An 18,742-nucleotide genomic window follows, 5' to 3' on the forward strand; every position below is an offset into this window, starting at 1 on the left:
TCCTCCCTGTGCGTCCGGTTGCTCCGGCGCCTCGTCGTTAGGCGGCATCGCTTGGTGCGATGTCTTGCCGTTGCCAGAGGGTGCGACGGATCAGGGGGGCCTGCCCCCCACCCGTATGGGGTGGGCGGTGCGAGATTCGTCCCGATTTGGAATGAAACTGATCCGAGCCAGGGGCCACCGCCGATTTCCCCTCGATCGAGGGGGGGGCCGCCGGCCCGGCCTTGCCCGAAAGTGAGGATCGATCAGGTCCGCGCATCACCGGGGACCCGATGCGACAGCGGAACTTCCGCCAAGACAATAAAGGTCCACAGCCCGCTCGCGGGTAACAGGGAGTGCTGAAATGAGCGAAGCCGCCTTGAAACTGGACAGCGTGACCGATGCTTACGCGATGCCGCTTGCCGACATCGACGTCAGCGATCCCGCGCGCTTCCGGGACTATAGTTTCTGGCCCTTCTTCGAGCGCCTGCGCAAGGAAGACCCGGTGCATTGGTGCGCCAACGGCATGTTCGGTCCCTATTGGTCGGTGACCAAATACAAGGACATCATGCAGGTGGAGACGAGCCACGACATCTTCTCGTCGGACACGGAGCGTGGCGGCATCACCATAGAGGATGGTAACGCCAAGCTGGGCCTGCCCATGTTCATCGCCATGGACCCGCCCAAGCACGACGAGCAGCGCAAGACCGTCAGCCCCATCGTCTCGCCCGAGAATCTGGCCAAGCTCGAATCGACCATCCGCAGCCGGGTGGGCACGATTCTCGACGGCCTGCCGGTGAACGAGACCTTCAACTGGGTCGAGCGGGTCTCGATCGAGCTGACCACCCAGATGCTGGCGACCCTGTTCGATTTCCCCTGGGAAGACCGCCGCAAGCTGACCCGCTGGTCGGATGTCGCGACCGCGACGCCCGGCTCGGGCATCATCGACAGCCACGAGCAGAAGATGGCCGAAGTGATGGAATGCGGCGCCTATTTCACCCGCCTGTGGAACGAGCGGGTGAATGCCGAGCCGGGCAATGATCTGATCTCGATGATGGCCCATTCCGACGCCATGCGTCACATGTCGCCGGAGGAATTCCTCGGCAACCTGCTGCTGCTGATCGTCGGTGGCAATGACACCACCCGGAATTCCATCACCGGCGGCCTGCTGGCCCTGAACCAGTTCCCCGACCAGTACCGCAAGCTGCGCGAGAACCCGGCCCTGATCAGCAGCATGGTGCCGGAGATCATTCGCTGGCAGACCCCGCTCGCCCATATGCGCCGCACGGCGAAGGTCGACACGGTGCTGGGCGGCAAGACGATCCGCGCCGGCGAGAAGGTCGTCATGTGGTACGTCTCGGGCAATCGCGACGAAGACGCGATCGAGCGGCCGAATGACTTCATCATCGACCGCGCCCGCCCGCGCCAGCACCTGTCCTTCGGCTTCGGCATCCACCGCTGCGTCGGCAACCGCCTCGGCGAAATGCAGCTGCGCATCGTCTGGGAAGAAATCCTGAAGCGCTGGCCCGACCGTCCGATCGAAGTGATGGACGAGCCGAAACGCGTCTATTCCTGCTTCGTCAAGGGCTACGAATCCATGCCCGTCCGTATCCGCGCCTGAAAGAGCGAGACATCATGAGCAAGATCACCTTCATCGAACACAATGGCACCCGTCACGAAGTCGAGATCGCCGACGGCCACAGCATCATGGAAGGCGCCGTCGCCAACATGGTCCCCGGCATCGACGCCGACTGCGGCGGCGCCTGCGCCTGCGCCACCTGCCATATCCACATCGATCCGGAATGGCTGGAGCGCCTGCCGGCGAAGAGCGACATGGAAAACTCGCTGCTCGAATTCGCGCCCAATCCGACCGAGGGCTCGCGTCTCGCCTGCCAGATCAAGGTCTCGCCCTGCCTCGCGGGGATGACCGTGCATCTGCCCGTCGCCCAGCACTGATCGGAAACGCGAAGGGGCGGGCCGCCACGGCGACCCGCCCCTTTTTCATGCCCGCGCGGGCGTGGCCCTCAGGCGACGTTGCGAGTCTCTTCCCGCGGCAGGGCGATGCGGCCGAGGATGAGGTCGGCGGCCTTTTCCGCGATCATGATGGTCGGGGCGTTGGTATTGCCCGAGACCAGCGTCGGCATGATCGAGGCATCGACGACGCGAAGCCCCGCGATGCCGTGGACCTTGAGGTCGTCGCCGACGACGGCCATCGGATCGCTGCCCATCTTCGCCGTGCCCACCGGGTGATAGACGTGCTCGCAATGCTGGCGCACCGCCGCGCCCAGTTCGGCATCGCTGCGAACCTCCACCCCCGGGATCAGCTCCCGGTCGAGATGCGCGGCGAAGGCCTGCTGCCGCAGGATGCGGCGGCACTGCTTCACGCCCTTGATCAGGCGATCGACGTCGCGCTCGTCGGACAGAAGGCCGATATCGATCGCCGGATCGTCGAAGGGATCGGCCGTCGCCAGGGTCACGCTGCCCCGGCTGTAGGGCCGCAGGAAACAGGCGTGCAGCGACAATCCGTGCTGGCCCATGGCCTTGGTGTCGCGGCCATGGTCGATGAAGACGAGGGGCACGAAATGCAGCTGGAGGTCGGGCACGTCGACGCTCGGATCCGACTTGATGAAACCACCGGCCTGGGTGACGGAGCGGCCCAGCATGTTGTCGCGCCGCCCCATCATGTAGGATAGGCCGGCGCCCGCCATCTTCATCAGGCCGGCGCCATTCATGACGAAACCGTCGCGCTGCTTCGAGGAATAGACGGCGGCTACATCCGGATGTTCCTGCAGGTTGCGCCCCACCCCCGGCAGGTCGTGGACGACGCCGATGCCCTTGGCGCGGAGTTCCGCCGCCGGGCCGATGCCCGAGAGGAGGAGAACCTGCGGCGTGCCGAAGCTGCCGGCGGCCATGATCACCTCGCGCCCGGCCTTGATCGTCTCGCGCTTGCCTTTCCGGTCGATGGATACGCCGGTCGCGCGGCGCCCGTCCATCACCAGTTTCAGCACCCTTGCATCGGTCAGCACGGTCAGGTTCGGGCGCGCGCGCACCGGTTCGAGATAGGCCTGGCGCACGCCCCAGCGCCGCCCGTCCTTGATCGTGAACTGATAGAGGCCGACGCCCTCGAACCGCGCGCCGTTGAAATCGGCGTTGCGCGGGAAGCCCGCCTGTTCCGCCGCCTCGATGAATTTCAGGTTGGGGACATAGCCGTGATGGGTGTCCGAGACATGCAGGGGGCCGCCTTCGCCGTGGTAATCGTCGGCGCCCCGGGCATTGTCCTCGGCCCGGCGGAAATAGGGCAGGACGTCCTGGTAGGCCCAGCCCCGATTGCCGCTCTGCGCCCAAGTATCGTAATCAGAGGCATCACCCCGGATATAGACCATGGCGTTGATCGCCGAGGAGCCGCCCAGGCCCTTGCCGCGCGGCAGGAAATGGCGGCGCCCGCCGGTTGCCGGATTGGGCACGGAATTGAAGGCCCAGTTGTAGCGATGGGTCAGCATGTTCATGCCGAACATGCCGGGCCAGCGCACCAGCGGCGACGATTTCCCCGTGCCCGCCTCGATCAGGCAGACCGTGCTGCGGCCGTCCTCGGTCAGGCGGTTGGCCAGGACGCAGCCGGCCGAGCCCCCGCCGACGATGACATAATCGAATTCCATGGCGCCGTTTCTCCCTGGTTTTGTCTTGTTTTCTGGGGGTTAGAACAGCCATCCGGGGCGGCGGCGTCCAGCACCTCGAATAGGGGGGTAGGAGGCGGGTGCCGATGTCGTCAGGCTCCCCGAAAACGCGGAGGAGAGACATGCAAGCGCAAGCATCAGCGGACTGGAGCCTGGCCGGCCAGGCCCGCAGTACCCCAACCCTGCGGGAGCTTCACGTCCTGCCTCTGTTCCCGGTCCCGACCCTGGCCCTGCTGACCGCCTGCGTCGCGGGTTTCGGCCTGTCCGGCTGGGCCATGCTGGCCGGCGTGCTGCACCCCGCGATCGCCATCGCGATCAGCTCGGTGCTGGTCTATGCCTCCTTCACCGTGCTGCACGACGGCACACACCGGGCGATTTCGCGCAGCCCCCTCGTCAACGACATCATCGGCACGCTGGGCGGCCAGTTCCTGCTGCCGGGGCTCGAGGTCGCGGTCTATCGCCACCTGCATCTCGAGCACCACAAGAACACCGGCGAGCATGGCGAGGACCCGGACGACATCCTGGTCGGGCCGGTCCTGAAGATCCTGCCCGCCCTGTTCTTCATCGATGTCATCTGGTTCCTCTGGTACATGAAGCGTTTCAACCGCTGGACCGCCTTGCAGAACACCCGTTTCCTGCTGGGCTTCTCGCTGTTCGTGACCTGGCATGTCGCCTGGATCGCCTCGCCCTACGCCCAGGAATGGCTGCTGGTCTGGCTGCTGCCCCAGCGCCTCGGGCTTGGGTTGACCGCCTATCTCTTCGCCCATATCCAGCACCCGCCGGGGATCGAGCAGCGGGCGCATCCCATTCACGCGACGGTGATGATCGAGCGCAATCCGCTGGTGCTGTCCTTCATGCTGGGGCAGAGCGCGCATCTCATCCATCACCTCTATCCGCAACTGCCCTTCTACCGGCTCGAAGCCGGCTGGCGCGCGGCGGAACGTCTGCTGGCCCCGCGCGGGGTGCTGTTCCGGGGCGTGATCGACGGCAAGCCCCTGGAGCTGCCGGAAGCGGAACGTCCCTGGCGCCTCGCCCGGGTGACCGCGGTCGAGGAGATCGCCGCGGGCATCAGCCTGTTCACCCTGACCACCGCCAGCGATGGCGCCCTGCCCGCCTTCGAGGCCGGCGCCCATGTCGATCTGCGCCTCGCGCCCCATCTCGTCCGGCAATATTCGCTGATCGGCGTGCCCGGGCAGGCCGGGATCTGGCAGATCGGGGTGAAGCGGGATGCCCTGGGGCGTGGTGGCTCCATCGCCGTGCACGAGCAGCTGGTGCCCGGCGCCATCGTCGAGGTCGGCCGCCCGCGCAGCCATTTCCCCCTGCGGGATGATGGCGGACGCCATGTCCTGATCGCCGGCGGCATCGGCATGACGCCGCTGATCTCCATGGCCCATGCCTTGGGCGAGCGCGATTTCACCCTGCATCTCTTCGCAAGGGACGAGGCCGGCGCGCCCTTCGGCACCAGCCTGGCGCGCTTCGCCTTCGCCGCCCGCATCCAGCCGCATTACGACGAGGGCAAGGGCTTCGCCGATCAGGAGATCGCGGCGGCGATCGGCCCCTGGCAGGCGTGCGACCGGATCCACCTCTGCGGCCCTTCCGGCTTCATGGCCCGGGTGGCGCAGGTGGCCGCCGGCCTCGGCTGGCCCGAAGACGCGATCTCGACCGAGAATTTCGCCCCCGTGCCCCTGTCACCCGGCGATGCCTTCACGGTCGAGCTGGCGCGCAGCGGCCGCCGGATCGAGGTCGCGGCCGGCACCCCGCTCACCGACGCACTCGAGACGGCGCGGCTGCCGGTCGACACCCTGTGCCGGCGCGGCATCTGCGGCACCTGCCGCTGCAAGGTGCTGTCCGGCACGATCGAGCACCGCGATTCGGTGCTGACCGACGAGGAACGCGCCAGCGGCCGCCACATGATCCCCTGCGTCTCGCGCGGCACCGGCAAGGACACGCTGGTTCTCGATCTGTAGGGCGGGACGGGTAGCGGCCCCCAACGCGTCATGCCGGCGAAAGCCGGCATGACGAGCCGGCGAGTCGCCCTTCTCGTCCCAAGGCCCCGGCCTGCGCCGGGGCGACGAAAAGCTGCCGTCAATCACCCGGCGATCGGCTTATCCACGGTCATGAGGATGTGATGGTTCGGCACCGGGAGCGGCGCGATGGCGGCTGTTTCCGGACCCGGTACTCGTGATGTCTTGAAATCTCGCAGCGGGGTGACGGTTGGTGGAGCTGAGCGGAATCGAACCGCTGGCCTCCTCATTGCGAACGAGGCGCTCTCCCATCTGAGCTACAGCCCCTCACCCGCCGCTTGCGAGGCGCGGATAATGCTCAAGGCAATATCGTCTGTCAAGCGGGTTGCGCGATGGCTTTTGAAGCCCTACATCGGCAGGGGTTGGCCAGCGGATGGACGCGATGATTGCCCTTGTTCAGACCATTGATCTGATTCTCTCCCTCTACACCTGGGTGCTGATCGGCACGGCGGTGATGTCGTGGCTGATCGCGTTCAACGTGATCAATCCCTACAGTCCGGCGGTACGCTCCATCGGCCAGGGGCTGCATGTGGTGACCGAGCCCTTGCTGCGGCCGATTCGGCGTGTGGTGCCTTCGGCCGGCGGCATGGATTTCTCGCCGGTCATCCTGCTGATCGTCATCTTCTTCCTGCGCCGCTTCATTCCCGAAGTGCTGCTGGGCATGTGATGACCGCCCTGCCCTTCACGGCGGAGGCGGGCGGCGACGCGGTTCGCCTCGCGGTGAAGCTCTCGCCCCGGGCCTCGCGCAACAGTCTCGAGGGGATCGTCACCGGGGCGGACGGACGCGCGGCGGTGGCCATCCGGCTCAATGCACCGCCGGTCGACGGCGCCGCCAACGAAGCCCTGATCCGCTTCATCGCCGATGCGCTGGACGTGCCGAAATCCGCGGTTTCGATCCGCTCCGGCCACAGCTCGCGGCAAAAACTTCTCGTCATAGCAGGGTCGACCGAGACGCTGTTGCAGCGCCTTCACAAATGGCTTAACCCCGCGCCTGTGAAGCGCTGAACGCGGCCGGGCGCCGCCAGACCGACGGGGATTTCCATGACCGCACAGGTAATCGATGGCAAGGCATTCGCCGCCGGACTGCGGACCCGTGTCGCCGGCGAGGTCGCCCGTCTGAAGGCGGAACATGGCATCACCCCCGGTCTCGCCGTCGTTCTCGTCGGCGAGGATCCGGCCAGCCAGGTCTATGTCCGCAACAAGGGCGAGCAGACCAAGGCCGCCGGCATGAATTCCTTCGAATTCAAGCTGTCCGCCGATGCCACCGAACAGGAATTGCTGGAGCGGGTGGCGGCGCTGAACGCCGATCCCGCCGTGAACGGCATCCTTGTCCAGCTACCCCTGCCGAAACACATGGACGCGGCCAAGGTGATCGACCTGATCGACCCGGCCAAGGATGTCGACGGCTTCCATGTCGTCAACGCCGGCAAGCTGGCGGTCGGCGCCGAGGGGCTAGTGCCCTGCACCCCGCTGGGCTGCCTGATGCTGATCAAGGACCGGCTGGGCGGCAATCTGGCCGGGCTCAACGCGGTCGTCATCGGCCGCTCCAACATCGTTGGCAAGCCGATGGCGCATCTTCTCCTGAAGGAAAGCTGCACGGTCACCATCGCCCATTCCAAGACGCGCGACCTGCCCGCCCTCGCCCGCGGCGCCGATATTTTGGTCGCCGCCGTCGGCATCCCTCAACTCGTGAAGGGTGACTGGGTGAAGCCGGGCGCGACGGTGATCGACGTCGGCATCAATCGCGTGCCCAAAGCGGACGGCAGCGGCACCCGCCTCGTCGGCGATGTCGACTATGCCTCGGCGGCCGAGGTCGCGGGCCATATCACGCCGGTGCCCGGCGGCGTCGGCCCCATGACCATCGCCTGCCTGCTGGCCAATTGCTTGACGGCGGCCTGCGCCCAGGCAGGATTGCCGAAGCCCGCGCTCTGACCCTTCCGGTGACGATATGGACCTGCCGATCGATCCGCATCTGTTCCAGCTCTATCTCGTCGCCGTCGTCATCCTGATCTTGATACCGGGACCGGACTTCCTTCTGGTGCTGGGGCGCAGCCTGTTCGACGGCAAACGTGCCGGCTGGACCGCCATCGCCGGCATCACGCTGGGCAATTTCACCCATTCGACCCTGGCCGCCGCCGGGATTTCGGCGGTGGTCGCCGCCTCGCCCGCGCTGTTCCAGGGCCTGAAGACGGCAGGTGCCGCCTATCTCGCCTTTCTCGGCGTCAAGGCGCTGATCGCCGCCCGCCACCACTGGAAGCATCACGGCGCCGCCGGCGCGGTGCGTCAGGATGCCGGGCTCGACGCCCGGCGCATCTTCACCCAGGCGCTGGTCACCAACCTGCTGAACGCCAAGGTGATCCTGTTCTATCTCGCCTTCCTGCCCCAGTTCGTCGCGCCGCAGCTCGGCCATGTCGCGCTGCAGATGTTCATCATGGGGCAGATGGTGGCGATCATCGGCGGGCTCTATCTGCTCGTCATCGCCGCCTTCGCCGCCCGCGCGGCCAACCGCATCGCCGCCAACCGCTGGTTCCGCGCCGGGGTCGAGGCCTTGTCCGGGGTGATCTTCCTCGGCTTTGCCCTCCGCCTGTTCATGACGGAACGCAAGCTGGTCTGACCCCTCAGGCGGTTTTCGCCAGGAAACCGTTCATCAGGAGATCGACCGCCGTCTCGGCATAGCGGTTGCACAGGTCCTGGTCGATCTCGGTCACGCCGAACGTATAGCGCAGCGTGCTCGACTCGGCGAAGAGATGGTCGCAGGCGCCGATGGCGCAGAGGTGGAACATCATCGGGTCGATCGGCCGGAAGGCGCCCGTGGCCACCCCTTCGGCGATGATCGCCTTCTGGGTCTCGACCACCGGGCGGCTGAAGAATTCGCTCAGCTCCCGCGCCGCCTTGGAATCGGCATCGCGCATCAGCGCCCGCATCAGCCGGTAGAGATAGGGGCAGCGATAGAAGGTGCGGATGATGCCGGTCAGGTGACGGCGCATTTTCTCGGCCGGCGGCAGATCGGTCGCCAGCAGGCGCTGCATTTCGGCGACCGACTGTGCGGCGTCGCGCCGGACGAGGGCGATATGCAGCCCGGTCTTAGTGCGGAAATAGTAATTCACCAAAGCCGCGTTCAGCCCGGCGCGGGACGCGACATCGGCGACCGGCACATCGATCGTGTTGCGTTCGGTCATCAGGGCGGCGGCGGCGAGGAGCAATTGCTCCGCTGTCTCGGACGTCCTGTTGTCGGCCTTGTGGCGCTGGGTGCTCTCGCGTGCCAAATCACTGTCCCTTCGGGGGCGGGATCGGAGAGACCCCACCAACGCTATTCCAGCGATTAAAACGACGTATGGCAAGCCCCGGTCAATAGTCGCGGCCGCCGCCCGGCCGGGATGGCCCCGACAGAAGGGCGGAGAGGAACAGGGCGAAGGCTTCGTAGATGAAGGTGAACATGGCGGGATCTCCTGTGGTCCGGGCACAGCATCGGCCCGGGGGCGTCCTCGCTCAAACGCCGTCCCGTTGCGCCATGCCCAACAAAAAGTTAGCCTTGACCATGAGCCGCAGCCTGCCGCCCCTCAATGCCGCGCGCGCCTTCGAGGCGGCGTTCCGGCACCAGTCCTTCGCCCGCGCGGGCGAGGAGCTGAACGTCGCCCCGGCCGCGATCAGCCGCCATGTCCGCGATCTGGAAATCTGGCTGGGCCTTGCCCTGTTCGAGCGAAAACCCCGGGGTATCGCCCTGACCGCCGCCGGCCAGCGGCTGGGCGCCGCCCTCGCCCCGGCGTTCGAAGCCATGACGGCCGCCTTCGAATTGGAGCGGCCGGCGGCCGCCCTCACCCAGCGGGTGATGGTGACGGTGGAGCCGGTCTTCGCCCAGCGCTGGCTGCTGCGCCGGCTGGCCGACTTCCGCGCCCTCGCGCCCGAGGTCGAGCTGGTGCTGGCGCCGAGCGACCGTCTCGCCGACCTGAAGGCGGAAGGCATCGACCTCGGCATCCGCTATGGAAGGGGCGGCTGGCCCGGCGTCGAGGCCGAACTGCTGACCGTGGTCGAAGTCTATCCGGTCGCCTGCCCCGCCATCGCCGCGCGATTGCCGGCGGAGCCCGGCCTGGAATCCTTGCGCCCCTTCACCCTGCTGCATGAGGACGGCGAGCTTTGGGCACGCTGGGGCCGTTTCACCGGCGGCGAGGTCACGGCCGCCGCGCCGTCCGGCCTGATGCTGCACGACACCCATCTGGCGATCGAGGCGGCGGCCCTCGGCCAGGGCATCGCGCTCGGCGATTCCGTGCTCGATTTCGACGACCGGGCGGCGGGCCGGCTGATCCGCCTCACCCGGGCCGCCATGCAGGATCACGGCTATTGGCTGGTCGCGCCGCCGCGCAAACGCCCCTCGCCCGCGGTGCGCCGCTTCGGCGACTGGCTGCGGGCGCGGCTGCGGGCGGACATGGAAGAGGCCGCCCGCCTGCCGATCCACCAGGGGCCGGCGGCGGGGGCATGACGTCTCAGCTCTCGAAGCCGATCAGGACATTGGCGGTATTGATACCCAGCGCCTCGACCGCATAGCCGCCCTCGAAGACGAAGAGGGTCTGCAGGCCGAGTTTGCGGATCCTCTCGCCCATGCGCAGGTAATCCTCGGACTTCAGCTTGAATTTGGAGATCGGATCTTCCTCGAAGGTATCGAGGCCGAGGGAGACCACCAAAGTATCGGCGCCGAAAGCCCTGATGCCCTCGCAGGCCTTGTCCAGCGCGGCACCATAGGCGTCCCAGGCCGAGCCCCAGTAAAGCGGCAGATTGAGATTCGCCCCCTCGCCCGCGCCCGCCCCGGTCTCGTCGGCATAGCCGAGGAAGTAGGGATATTCCTGAGTCGGATGGCCGTGGATCGAGGCGAAATAGATGTCGCCCCGTTCGTAGAAGATCGCCTGCGTGCCATTGCCGTGATGATAGTCGACATCGAGGATGGCGACCCGGCGCCCGGCCTCGGCCAGGACCTGGGCTGCAATCGCCGCATTGTTCAGATAGCAATAGCCGCCCATCTGGTCCGAGGTCGCGTGATGGCCCGGCGGCCGGCTGAGGGCGAAGGCCGACATCTCGCCCGCGAGGATCAGGTCGACGCCGGTCAGTGACGTCTCGACCCCGGCGGCGATGGCCTGGAACGAGGTTTTCGTCAGGCCGCAGCCCGCGTCGAAGGAATAGAAGCCCAGCTTGCCGTCGATGGAATCCGGCTCGATCTGGCGCAGCGAACGGGCGGGCCAGGTCATGGGCAGGGCATCGCTGTCGCCATGTTCTTCCGACCACAGGCCCCAGGCCTTTTCGAGGAAGGCGACGAACTTGGGATCATGCACCTTGGCCGCGGCGGAAATGCCCGTCGCCGTGGGGGCGATCACCGGGCCCAGCTTCGCTTCGGTCACTTTTTCCAGCACGATCTCGGCCCGGCGCGGGCATTCGAAGGCGGGCATCATCTTGCCGCCGATCAGCTCGAAGGCGGCGTCGTGCAGCTTGTGGTCGGCGTTGAAAATCGTCTTCATCACAGGTCCTCGATGACGAGATGGCCCGCGCTCCAGGCGCCGGGCCAGACTTCCGCGCCCTGATGGCGCAGGGCTCGGACGAGCCCGAGCGGCAGGTCGCGGCAGAGCAGATAGGGGCCCGCCCCCGCCGCCTTTTCGGCGATGGCGGTCGCGGGGCCGAGCCCGGTGAAGCCGAGGGCTTCCTCGCAAGGGTAATAGACGGCGGCGCCCGAGGTGTTGGGATGCGCCTCCCCCGACAGGGGGCGGTTGCCGATGGCGCCGATGGCGGCAACGACAGTCATCAATTCGACCGCCCGCGCCTTGGCGCAGCCGAAGACCCTTGCATTGCCGGAGGCGAGCCGCGTCATCGACGGCACGACGATAAAATCGAGATCGAGCCCGGCGAGAACGACCGACAGCGCCGGCAATTCGATGTCGAGGCAGATGACGACGGCGAAACGCCAGCCCGCGATCTCCATCACCTTCAGGGTGGCGCCGGCGCCGAGGCACCAGGCCGCCGGGTCGCGCTCCCCCGGGGTCAGGGCCATCTTGTCCTGGACGAGGTGGCTGCCGTCGGGAAACAGCACATGGGCCCGGTTGGTGTAACGCCCGGCGCCGTCATCATGCGGGATCGTCCCGGCGAGCAGGGCGACGCCATGACGCGCGACGAGCGGGCGAAGGAGGTCGAGCGCCGCCGTCTCCTGCGCGGCCAGCCAGGGAATTTCCCCCGTGGGCGGCAGCGCGGGCGCGAAAGCCAGCCATTGCGCCGAGGCATATTCCGGCATCACCAGCAGCGCGGCGCCGTCAGCCGCCGCCCGCGCCAGCATCGCCTCGACCCCGGCCGCCCAGGCGTCCATCGACGACAGAGCGGGTTCGAGATTGGTCGCCCAGAGGGCGATGGTCAGTGTTTCAGACATTTCCCGTCTCATCTCCCTCTCCGCCCTTCAGGGGGGAGAGGGCCGGGGTGAGGTGGGCGGCGCCGATATCCATATGGTCACAAACCCACACCCGGCAATCACCCGGCCAGACCCACCTCCCCCCCCGCCCTCTCCCCCCGCGAGCGGGCGGAGAGGGGGCCATAGGGAGCCGCCGACTTACTTGCGGACGTTGGTCCAGACCTTGTCCATCAGCTCCTTGGCCTTCACGCCGCAGGGCGGGGCCATGACGAACAGCTTGTCCATGCCTTCGGGCGGCACCACGGCCGGGTCGGCCTTCATCGCGTCGTCGAGATAGGGCGCTGCGGCGGGAATGGCGCCCATGTAACCGGTGAAGTTCGAGGCTTCGGCGATATTCTTCGGATCCATCATCCAGTTGATGAAGACCTTGGCTTCCTCGATGTTCTTGGCGCCCACGGGCACGGCGAAATTGTCGGCCCAGAGGCTGATGCCTTCCTTGGCATAGACATATTCGACCGAGGGCAGGGCCATCCTGGCGCGGTGGGCGGCGCCGTTCCACTGCATGTGCATGACGACCTCCTTGGCCGCCAGGCGCTCGTGGGTGCCGTCCGAATTGTAGAGGGCGACGAAGGGCTTCTGCTTCAGGAGCAGCTCCTGCACCTTCTTCATGTCGGCCGGGTTCTCGTTGCACAGCGGCAGGCCGAGGTAGCGCGAGGCATTGTTGATGACCTCGACCTGGTCATTGAGGACGGCGATCTTGCCGCGCAACTCCTCGCGCGGCTCGAAGAATTCCTTCCAGCTCGCCTCGAGGCCCTTGATGGCGCCGGTGTCATAGGAGAAGGAGGTGGTGCCATACATGTAGGGCGCGGTGTATTTCCGCTCCGGATCGAAATAGGGCGATTTCAGCGGGCCTTCGACATTCTTGAAGTTCGGCATGTCGTGCACGCCGATATCGATCAACATGCCCTCGTCGGCCATGATCTTGATCATGTAGTCGGACGGCACGACGACGTCATAGCCCGAACCGCCGGCCTTCAGCTTGGCCAGCATGGACTCGTTCGAATCGTAAAGGTCGAGGGTGATGTTGATGCCGGTTTCGGCGGTGAAGCGCTTCAGCAGCTCGGGCGGCGTGTAATCCGACCAGTTGTAGAGCACCAGTTCGCGGGCCTGTGCCGCGAGCGGCATGGCCAGCACGGCGACGGCGGTGAGCGCCGCCCCGGCGACACCCTTCAACAGATTGAGCGACATGTGAGCCTCCTCAGGTTTGGGAAAAGCCGGTCACTTCGACCGGCGGCCGATCCAGGCCGAAACGGACACGAACAGGATGGAGACGACGAGCATGAGCGAGGAGATCGCATTGACCTCGGGCGTCACGCCCATGCGCAGGCTGGCGAAGATGTAGATGGGCAGGGTCGACGCCCCCGGCCCCGCGACGAAATAGGTGATGACGAAATCGTCGAGGCTGGTGATGAAGGCCAGCATGGCCCCGGCGATCACCCCGGGCCACAGCAGCGGCAGGGTCACCCGCCGGAAGGTCTGCCATTCGTTGGCATAGAGATCGGCCGCCGCCTCGCGATAGGCGACGGGCATTCCTTCGAGCCGGGCCTTGATCGGCAGATAGGCGAAGGGAATGCAGAACACGACATGAGCAAGGATGACCGTGCCGAGGCCGAGCTTCAGCCCGATCGAGAGGAAGAAGATCAGGGTCGCGACGGCGGTGACGATTTCCGGCACCACCAGCGGCAGGGCGATCACCGAATTGACCGCGTTCATGCCGCGAAAGCGCGCCCGGTCGAGGCCGATCGCCGCGATCGTCGCCAGCATTGTCGACAGGACGGTCGAAATCGAGCCGACGATCAGCGAATTCTTGGCCGCGCGCAGGATGTCCGGATTGTCGAGGACGACGGCATACCAACGGAAGGTGAAGCCTTCCCATAACGTCGAGGCCCGCCCGGAATTGAACGACAGGGCGATGAGAACGATGACCGGGGCATAGAGGAAGACGAAGAAGGCGAGCGCGGCGGTGCCGGTGCCGGGAAAGCGGCGCAAGGGGTTGTCGGACATCAGCGGCCCTCCGTCAGGGCGCCGCGGCCGAAGCGCAGCGAATAGGCGATGAGGGCGACGAGCACGATCGCCAGCAGGGCGAAGGACAGGGCGGCACCGAAGGGCCAATTCTGCGAGGCGCCGAACTGCTGCTGAATCAGGTTGCCGATCATCAGCGCCTTGCCGCCGCCGAGCAGCTCGGGCGTGACATAGGCGCCAAGACAAGGCACGAGGACGAGGATGCAGCCCGCCGCGATCCCGGGCATGGCGAGGGGAATGACGATGCGGCGCAGCGCGGTGATCCGGTTGGCGCCGAGGTCGTAGGCCGCCTCGACCAGGCGGAAATCCAGCTTCTCGAGGCTGGAATAGATCGGCAGCACCATGAAGGGCAGGAAGGAATAGACGAGGCCGATGAGATTGGCGACATCGGTATAGAGAAGGCCCAGTGGCGCGTCGGTTATGCCCGCCGCCTGCAGGCCATAGTCGACCAGCCCTTCCCGGCGCAGCAGCAATATCCAGGCATAGGTGCGGACGAGGAGGTTGGTCCAGAACGGGATCGTCACCAGGAACATCAGGATGTTCCGCCGCTTCTCCGATTGCTGCACGAGATAGAGCGCGGTCGGAAAGCCGATGATGACGCAGAGCACGGTGGTGATGCCCGCCAGGATGAAGGAGCGGGCATAGATCTGCAGATAGGCGGAATTGAAGATCAGGCTGTCGTCGAGATCATGCTCGAACAGGAACTGGATATAGCTCTGGAACGACAGGGTCCAGATCACGCCGCCATAGGTCGCGCGCTGCAGGAACGAATAGATCAGCATCAACCCGAGCGGCAGCACCATGAACAGCAGGATCGCCCCGACGGCGGGGGAGACCAGGGCGGTGCGGCGGGCGGCGGGGGTACGGCGGAAGTAGTCGATCACGATCTTCGCCCCCCCGCCTCAGCCCTTGAAGTCGCGAAAGGCGCGGACGGCGGCCCGGGGCAACTGGATCGAGACCCGGTCGCCCTTGCAAAAGGCGAAGGGCTTGCCGGCGATATTCTGCTCCCGCACGCGGATCGTGCCCGCGCCGCCGTCGAGGGCGACATGGAAGGTCGTGTCGGTGCCGAAATAGACCAGGGCCTCGATCACCCCGGCCAGGCCCTCGCCCTCGGCGGCGCCGAGGTGCAGCCGCTCCGGCCGGGTCGACAGGGCGACGCTGGCGCCCGGATTGAAATCCTGCTCCGGGCCATCGATGAAGGCGCCGGACGACAGGCGGTAGCGCACCCCGGCCTCGTCCGACAATTCGACCATGGCGTCGAGGAAATCGGTCTCGCCGATGAAATCGGCGACGAAGCGGTGTTCCGGATTCTCGTAGATATCGCGCGGCGCCCCGACCTGGAGCACGCGCCCGGCCGACATGACCGCGATGCGGTCCGACATGGTCAGGGCTTCTTCCTGGTCGTGGGTGACGAAGACGAAGGTGATGCCGGTCTCGGTCTGCAGGCGCTTCAGCTCGAACTGCATTTCCTTGCGCAGCTTGAGATCGAGGGCGGACAGCGGCTCATCCAGCAGCAGGACCTTCGGCTTGTTGGCGAGGGCGCGGGCCAATGCGACGCGCTGCTGCTGGCCGCCGGACATCTGGTCGGCCTTCCGCCCCTCGAAGCCCTCGAGCTTCACGAGGGCCAGCATCTCGCCGACCCGGCGCTTGATCTCGGCCTTCGGGATGCCCTGCATCTCGAGGCCGAAGGCGATGTTCTGGCCCACGGTCATATGCGGGAACAGGGCATAGGACTGGAACACGGTGTTGATCGGCCGGCGGAAGGGCGGCAGATGCTCGATCCGCTCGCCGTCGAGATAGATCTCGCCCGCGGTCGGCTGCTCGAAACCCGCGATGAGGCGCAGCAAGGTGGTCTTGCCGCAGCCTGAAGGCCCGAGAAGCGTGAAGAATTCATTCGGGCGGATATCGATCGAGACGTGATCGAGGGCGACCGCCCCGCCCGGGAAGGATTTGACGACCGAGCGTGCCTCGATCGCGGGAGTACAGGAGCCTACGCCATCACCCAAGATCACCCCTCCTGGATGGCGCTGGTTTTCCAGTCGGCCCATCCGATCTCTTGGTTTCAAGGCTAGATGCGGTCGGGTGCGATTGTCCAGCAGTCCGGGTGAAAATTTTTCGACGGGCTACGCGCGACTTTCGTCTAAGGAAACCGGCGGCAGGGAGCGGGGAGCGCTTTTCGGGCACGATCTGGCCGGCCCTTGGCGCAACACCTTCGGATGGCGATGCCATCCACTCAGGGCTTTCGACGGACTCAGCCCCGCTCAACGAGCGCCTATGACCGATCAGATCAGGAGAAAATCCTCGATGTGGAGTTGAGTGACGCCGACCAGAAAGGCAATGTCCACCGCTTTGCCGACGCCATTGCCGTCTGCATCGAAGGACAGCAGACCGGTGTCCCTTTCGAAGAGAAACACTGGGGCGGCGTCGGACGGGCTCGGCTGGATGTTGGTTACGAGATTGATCGCTCCGATGTCGAAGCCAGCCTTGCTGATGGCGATCTTGTCTTCGCCGGAGACGAAATCGGCGATCGTATCGCGGCCATCGGAAAGGGTCGTGAAGCGGAACTGATCCGCCCCGGCGCCACCTCGCGACAGGTCGGCTCCGACGCCGCCGATGAGAATATCGTCACCGCCGCGTCCGACCAGAGTGTCGTCGCCACCCTTGCCCTCCAGGGTATCGACCGTGTCGGAGCCGAAGAAACTGTCGGCCTCGGACGAACCGCTCACCTTTTCTATCGAGATCAGGAGATCGCCGCGGGCCTGTCCGGCGTTCAGGCTGCGATCGAGAAGGTCGACAATGACAGCGGCATCGTAACGGGCAGTGTCGCGCCCCTCGCCGCCGTCCAGCCGGTCGGCGCCGTCACCGCCGATCAACACATCGTTGCCGGCACCGCCGTACAACTGGTCACGCCCAGCGGCCCCGATGAGAAGGTCGGCGTCCCCATAGCCTTGGAGAACGTCACCGAACGCGGTGCCGAGCAGGAGATCCACGCCATCCGTGCCCACCTCCGTTATCCCGGCCAGCCGTGTGTCGAGAATCTCGGAATATGTATTGCCGCCATCCGTCCAGGCAAGACTGAGGACGCCATCGCCCATGTCTGAGAGGTTGAACCAGGCGCCATCGGCGGAAACCTTCACCGACCGGCCGATCTGTACGCCATCGGAGTCGTATTGCTGAATGAGGAGACGATGATCCGCGCCACCCGCGATCAGATCGGTTTCGAGCGATAGCCCCAGTACGAAGCCACCATCGGGAAGCCGAACGATCGAAGTCTCGCTGACGTGCTCGGCGGAAGAGCCGGCCCAACGTCCACCTATAATCGCCGAGATTTCACCCTGCAGATGCAGGCCGCGGTCGAACAAGGCGAGGTAGGGACGGCCGGCGTTCTCGATGATGGCGACGATGCTGCCATCGACGGCGGCAGCGGCATCGAGCACGGTCATGTCGCCGAGCGTCGGGGCGCCCTCGAGGTCCGAAGCAACGATATAAGTCCTGAAATTGCGCGCCACCTGTCCCGTGGCGTCGACCGACACCATCGCGAGGCGAAAGAGGCTGCTGCTGGCGGAGTCGATCCAGATGACACCGAGCTGATCGGCAGGTCGATCGACGACGACACTGACGCCGACTGGCGTATCATCGAGCACGACGGCAGCCGGCGTGGTCTCCGCATTCATGTCGACGAACTGGTAGGAAATCGTGGAGGACTCGGTGTGATATGAACCTTCAACTGGCGGGTCCGGCCAGTATTCCGTGATGATCGAACCATCGGCCTTCATGTCGAGACGGTAAGACACCAGCATCGCGCCGCTGTCGAAGGTGAGTACCGACCGATCCACGATTTCGGTCGAGCTCACGCCATCCAAAATATGCGATTCGTCCTCCCAAATGAGCTCGTCGTGAGCAACTTCGGAATTTCCCACGATGGTAAAGGCATAGTCTGCATAAGAGATAAGCCCGTTTTCCCCGGGAGCCATGTCACCGAGACGATAGGCTGTGAAAATCTGATGTTTGAGATTGGATGTCACATAGATATACGGCGAACTATATTCTTCATCATAGGAGCGAGTCGACCTTTGGTTCAGCGAGAACAGCAGGATCGATCCGTTCGCCTCGGTCAAGGCGGAAGTAAACTGCATGGTCGGATCACTGGCGCCATGACCGTATGGATGGGAATATATCTTCGGTAGGGATGGATCGGTATATCCAACCCCTAGCACCTGCCCCGCCCGGTCGATTATGCGGCCGGACCGGTCAATTTCCAGTCCGCTGACGATGAAGCTCTGGCGCCCCCCTGTCTGGAAAAAGAATTCGGTCATGCCAGCGTTATCGACCGTCGCGGCCTGCGCCTCCGCGTTCGCGATGAGTGCGGGACCCGTCCGGATGTACATGACATGCCCTCCCGAGAAGCGAGCCGGCGCAGGGGTCGCGCTCAACTTGAATTCGCTTTCGGAGTGAATGCAATTTTTGAGCTATGGACATTGACTTCAATCAATCACAGGTCTCGAAGAACCATGTCAGGTGAAAATTTTTCGACGGGCATGCGCGACTTTCGTCTAAGGAAACCGGCGCCAACACGTGGGGGGAAGCGTTTCGCGAGATGATCCGGC

The 18,742-nt window shown here is 65.5% G+C and carries 17 protein-coding genes and 1 tRNA gene; 8 read left to right on the top strand and 10 right to left on the bottom strand.

Going from position 1 to position 18,742, the window contains the following annotated elements; translation table 11 throughout:
- Positions 1-340: 340 nt before the first annotated feature.
- Together WAZ62_RS19080 and WAZ62_RS19085 are read left to right on the top strand one after the other, a co-directional pair.
- Positions 341-1,597 (top strand): cytochrome P450, encoded by a 1,257-nt coding sequence (locus WAZ62_RS19080; RefSeq protein ID WP_422645120.1) that lies wholly within the window; start codon positions 341-343, stop codon positions 1,595-1,597.
- A 14-nt stretch (positions 1,598-1,611) separates the two neighbouring features.
- The gene (locus WAZ62_RS19085; protein ID WP_422645121.1) at positions 1,612-1,932 is read left to right on the top strand and encodes a 2Fe-2S iron-sulfur cluster-binding protein; all 321 of its coding nucleotides are present in this window, start codon (positions 1,612-1,614) and stop codon (positions 1,930-1,932) included.
- Positions 1,933-2,000: 68 nt separating this feature from the next.
- Here WAZ62_RS19085 and WAZ62_RS19090 read toward each other — a convergent pair whose 3' ends face one another.
- Entirely contained in the window at positions 2,001-3,632 is a 1,632-nt protein-coding gene (locus WAZ62_RS19090; RefSeq protein WP_422645122.1) for a GMC family oxidoreductase, read from the bottom strand.
- Between the two features lie 140 nt (positions 3,633-3,772).
- Here WAZ62_RS19090 and WAZ62_RS19095 point away from each other — a divergent pair, with 140 nt between their 5' ends.
- Positions 3,773-5,617: a fatty acid desaturase gene (locus WAZ62_RS19095; protein ID WP_422645123.1), complete on the top strand. Its 1,845-nt coding sequence runs from the start codon at positions 3,773-3,775 to the stop codon at positions 5,615-5,617.
- A gap of 248 nt (positions 5,618-5,865) precedes the next feature.
- On the opposite strand, the gene WAZ62_RS19100 is transcribed toward WAZ62_RS19095, so the two are convergent.
- Positions 5,866-5,941 (bottom strand) — tRNA-Ala (locus WAZ62_RS19100).
- 115 nt (positions 5,942-6,056) lie between these two features.
- Here WAZ62_RS19100 and WAZ62_RS19105 point away from each other — a divergent pair.
- From WAZ62_RS19105 to WAZ62_RS19120, 4 genes are read left to right on the top strand one after another with little or no spacing between them, the layout of a single operon-like run.
- Positions 6,057-6,341: a YggT family protein gene (locus tag WAZ62_RS19105; RefSeq protein ID WP_422645124.1), complete on the top strand. Its 285-nt coding sequence runs from the start codon at positions 6,057-6,059 to the stop codon at positions 6,339-6,341.
- Positions 6,341-6,679, top strand: a complete 339-nt coding sequence (locus WAZ62_RS19110; protein WP_422645125.1) for a DUF167 domain-containing protein — start codon at positions 6,341-6,343, stop codon at positions 6,677-6,679. Before WAZ62_RS19105 ends, WAZ62_RS19110 begins: the two co-directional genes overlap by 1 nt.
- Before the next feature lie 36 nt (positions 6,680-6,715).
- Positions 6,716-7,606: a bifunctional methylenetetrahydrofolate dehydrogenase/methenyltetrahydrofolate cyclohydrolase FolD gene (gene folD / locus WAZ62_RS19115; RefSeq protein WP_422645126.1), complete on the top strand. Its 891-nt coding sequence runs from the start codon at positions 6,716-6,718 to the stop codon at positions 7,604-7,606.
- Positions 7,607-7,622: 16 nt separating this feature from the next.
- Entirely contained in the window at positions 7,623-8,288 is a 666-nt protein-coding gene (locus tag WAZ62_RS19120; protein ID WP_422645127.1) for a LysE family translocator, read from the top strand.
- A 4-nt stretch (positions 8,289-8,292) separates the two neighbouring features.
- Here the strand turns inward: WAZ62_RS19120 and WAZ62_RS19125 are convergent, their stop codons facing one another.
- On the bottom strand, positions 8,293-8,940 hold the full coding sequence (locus WAZ62_RS19125) for a TetR family transcriptional regulator (protein WP_422645128.1): 648 nt from the start codon (positions 8,938-8,940) through the stop codon (positions 8,293-8,295).
- A gap of 272 nt (positions 8,941-9,212) precedes the next feature.
- Between WAZ62_RS19125 and WAZ62_RS19130 the strand changes: the two genes are divergently transcribed.
- Positions 9,213-10,151 (top strand): LysR substrate-binding domain-containing protein, encoded by a 939-nt coding sequence (locus WAZ62_RS19130; RefSeq protein ID WP_422645147.1) that lies wholly within the window; start codon positions 9,213-9,215, stop codon positions 10,149-10,151.
- Between the two features lie 4 nt (positions 10,152-10,155).
- Here the strand turns inward: WAZ62_RS19130 and WAZ62_RS19135 are convergent, their stop codons facing one another.
- From WAZ62_RS19135 to WAZ62_RS19165, 7 genes are all read right to left on the bottom strand, one after another.
- The gene (locus WAZ62_RS19135; RefSeq protein WP_422645129.1) at positions 10,156-11,178 is read right to left on the bottom strand and encodes a histone deacetylase family protein; all 1,023 of its coding nucleotides are present in this window, start codon (positions 11,176-11,178) and stop codon (positions 10,156-10,158) included.
- The gene (locus tag WAZ62_RS19140; RefSeq protein ID WP_422645130.1) at positions 11,178-12,074 is read right to left on the bottom strand and encodes a nitrilase-related carbon-nitrogen hydrolase; all 897 of its coding nucleotides are present in this window, start codon (positions 12,072-12,074) and stop codon (positions 11,178-11,180) included. The genes WAZ62_RS19135 and WAZ62_RS19140 overlap by 1 nt, the downstream gene beginning before the upstream one ends.
- A 177-nt stretch (positions 12,075-12,251) precedes the next feature.
- The gene (locus tag WAZ62_RS19145; RefSeq protein ID WP_422645131.1) at positions 12,252-13,301 is read right to left on the bottom strand and encodes an extracellular solute-binding protein; all 1,050 of its coding nucleotides are present in this window, start codon (positions 13,299-13,301) and stop codon (positions 12,252-12,254) included.
- Positions 13,302-13,331: 30 nt separating this feature from the next.
- Positions 13,332-14,117: an ABC transporter permease gene (locus WAZ62_RS19150; RefSeq protein ID WP_422645132.1), complete on the bottom strand. Its 786-nt coding sequence runs from the start codon at positions 14,115-14,117 to the stop codon at positions 13,332-13,334.
- On the bottom strand, positions 14,117-15,019 hold the full coding sequence (locus WAZ62_RS19155) for an ABC transporter permease (protein WP_422645133.1): 903 nt from the start codon (positions 15,017-15,019) through the stop codon (positions 14,117-14,119). The genes WAZ62_RS19150 and WAZ62_RS19155 overlap by 1 nt, the downstream gene beginning before the upstream one ends.
- Positions 15,020-15,037: 18 nt before the next feature.
- Complete coding sequence (locus tag WAZ62_RS19160) at positions 15,038-16,141, bottom strand: ABC transporter ATP-binding protein (protein ID WP_422645134.1); 1,104 nt, start codon at positions 16,139-16,141, stop codon at positions 15,038-15,040.
- 276 nt (positions 16,142-16,417) lie between these two features.
- Entirely contained in the window at positions 16,418-18,523 is a 2,106-nt protein-coding gene (locus WAZ62_RS19165) for a calcium-binding protein (protein ID WP_422645135.1), read from the bottom strand.
- Between the last annotated feature and the right edge of the window lie 219 nt (positions 18,524-18,742).

This window comes from Zavarzinia sp., assembly GCF_049306435.1.
Classification (GTDB): Bacteria; Pseudomonadota; Alphaproteobacteria; order Zavarziniales; family Zavarziniaceae; genus Zavarzinia.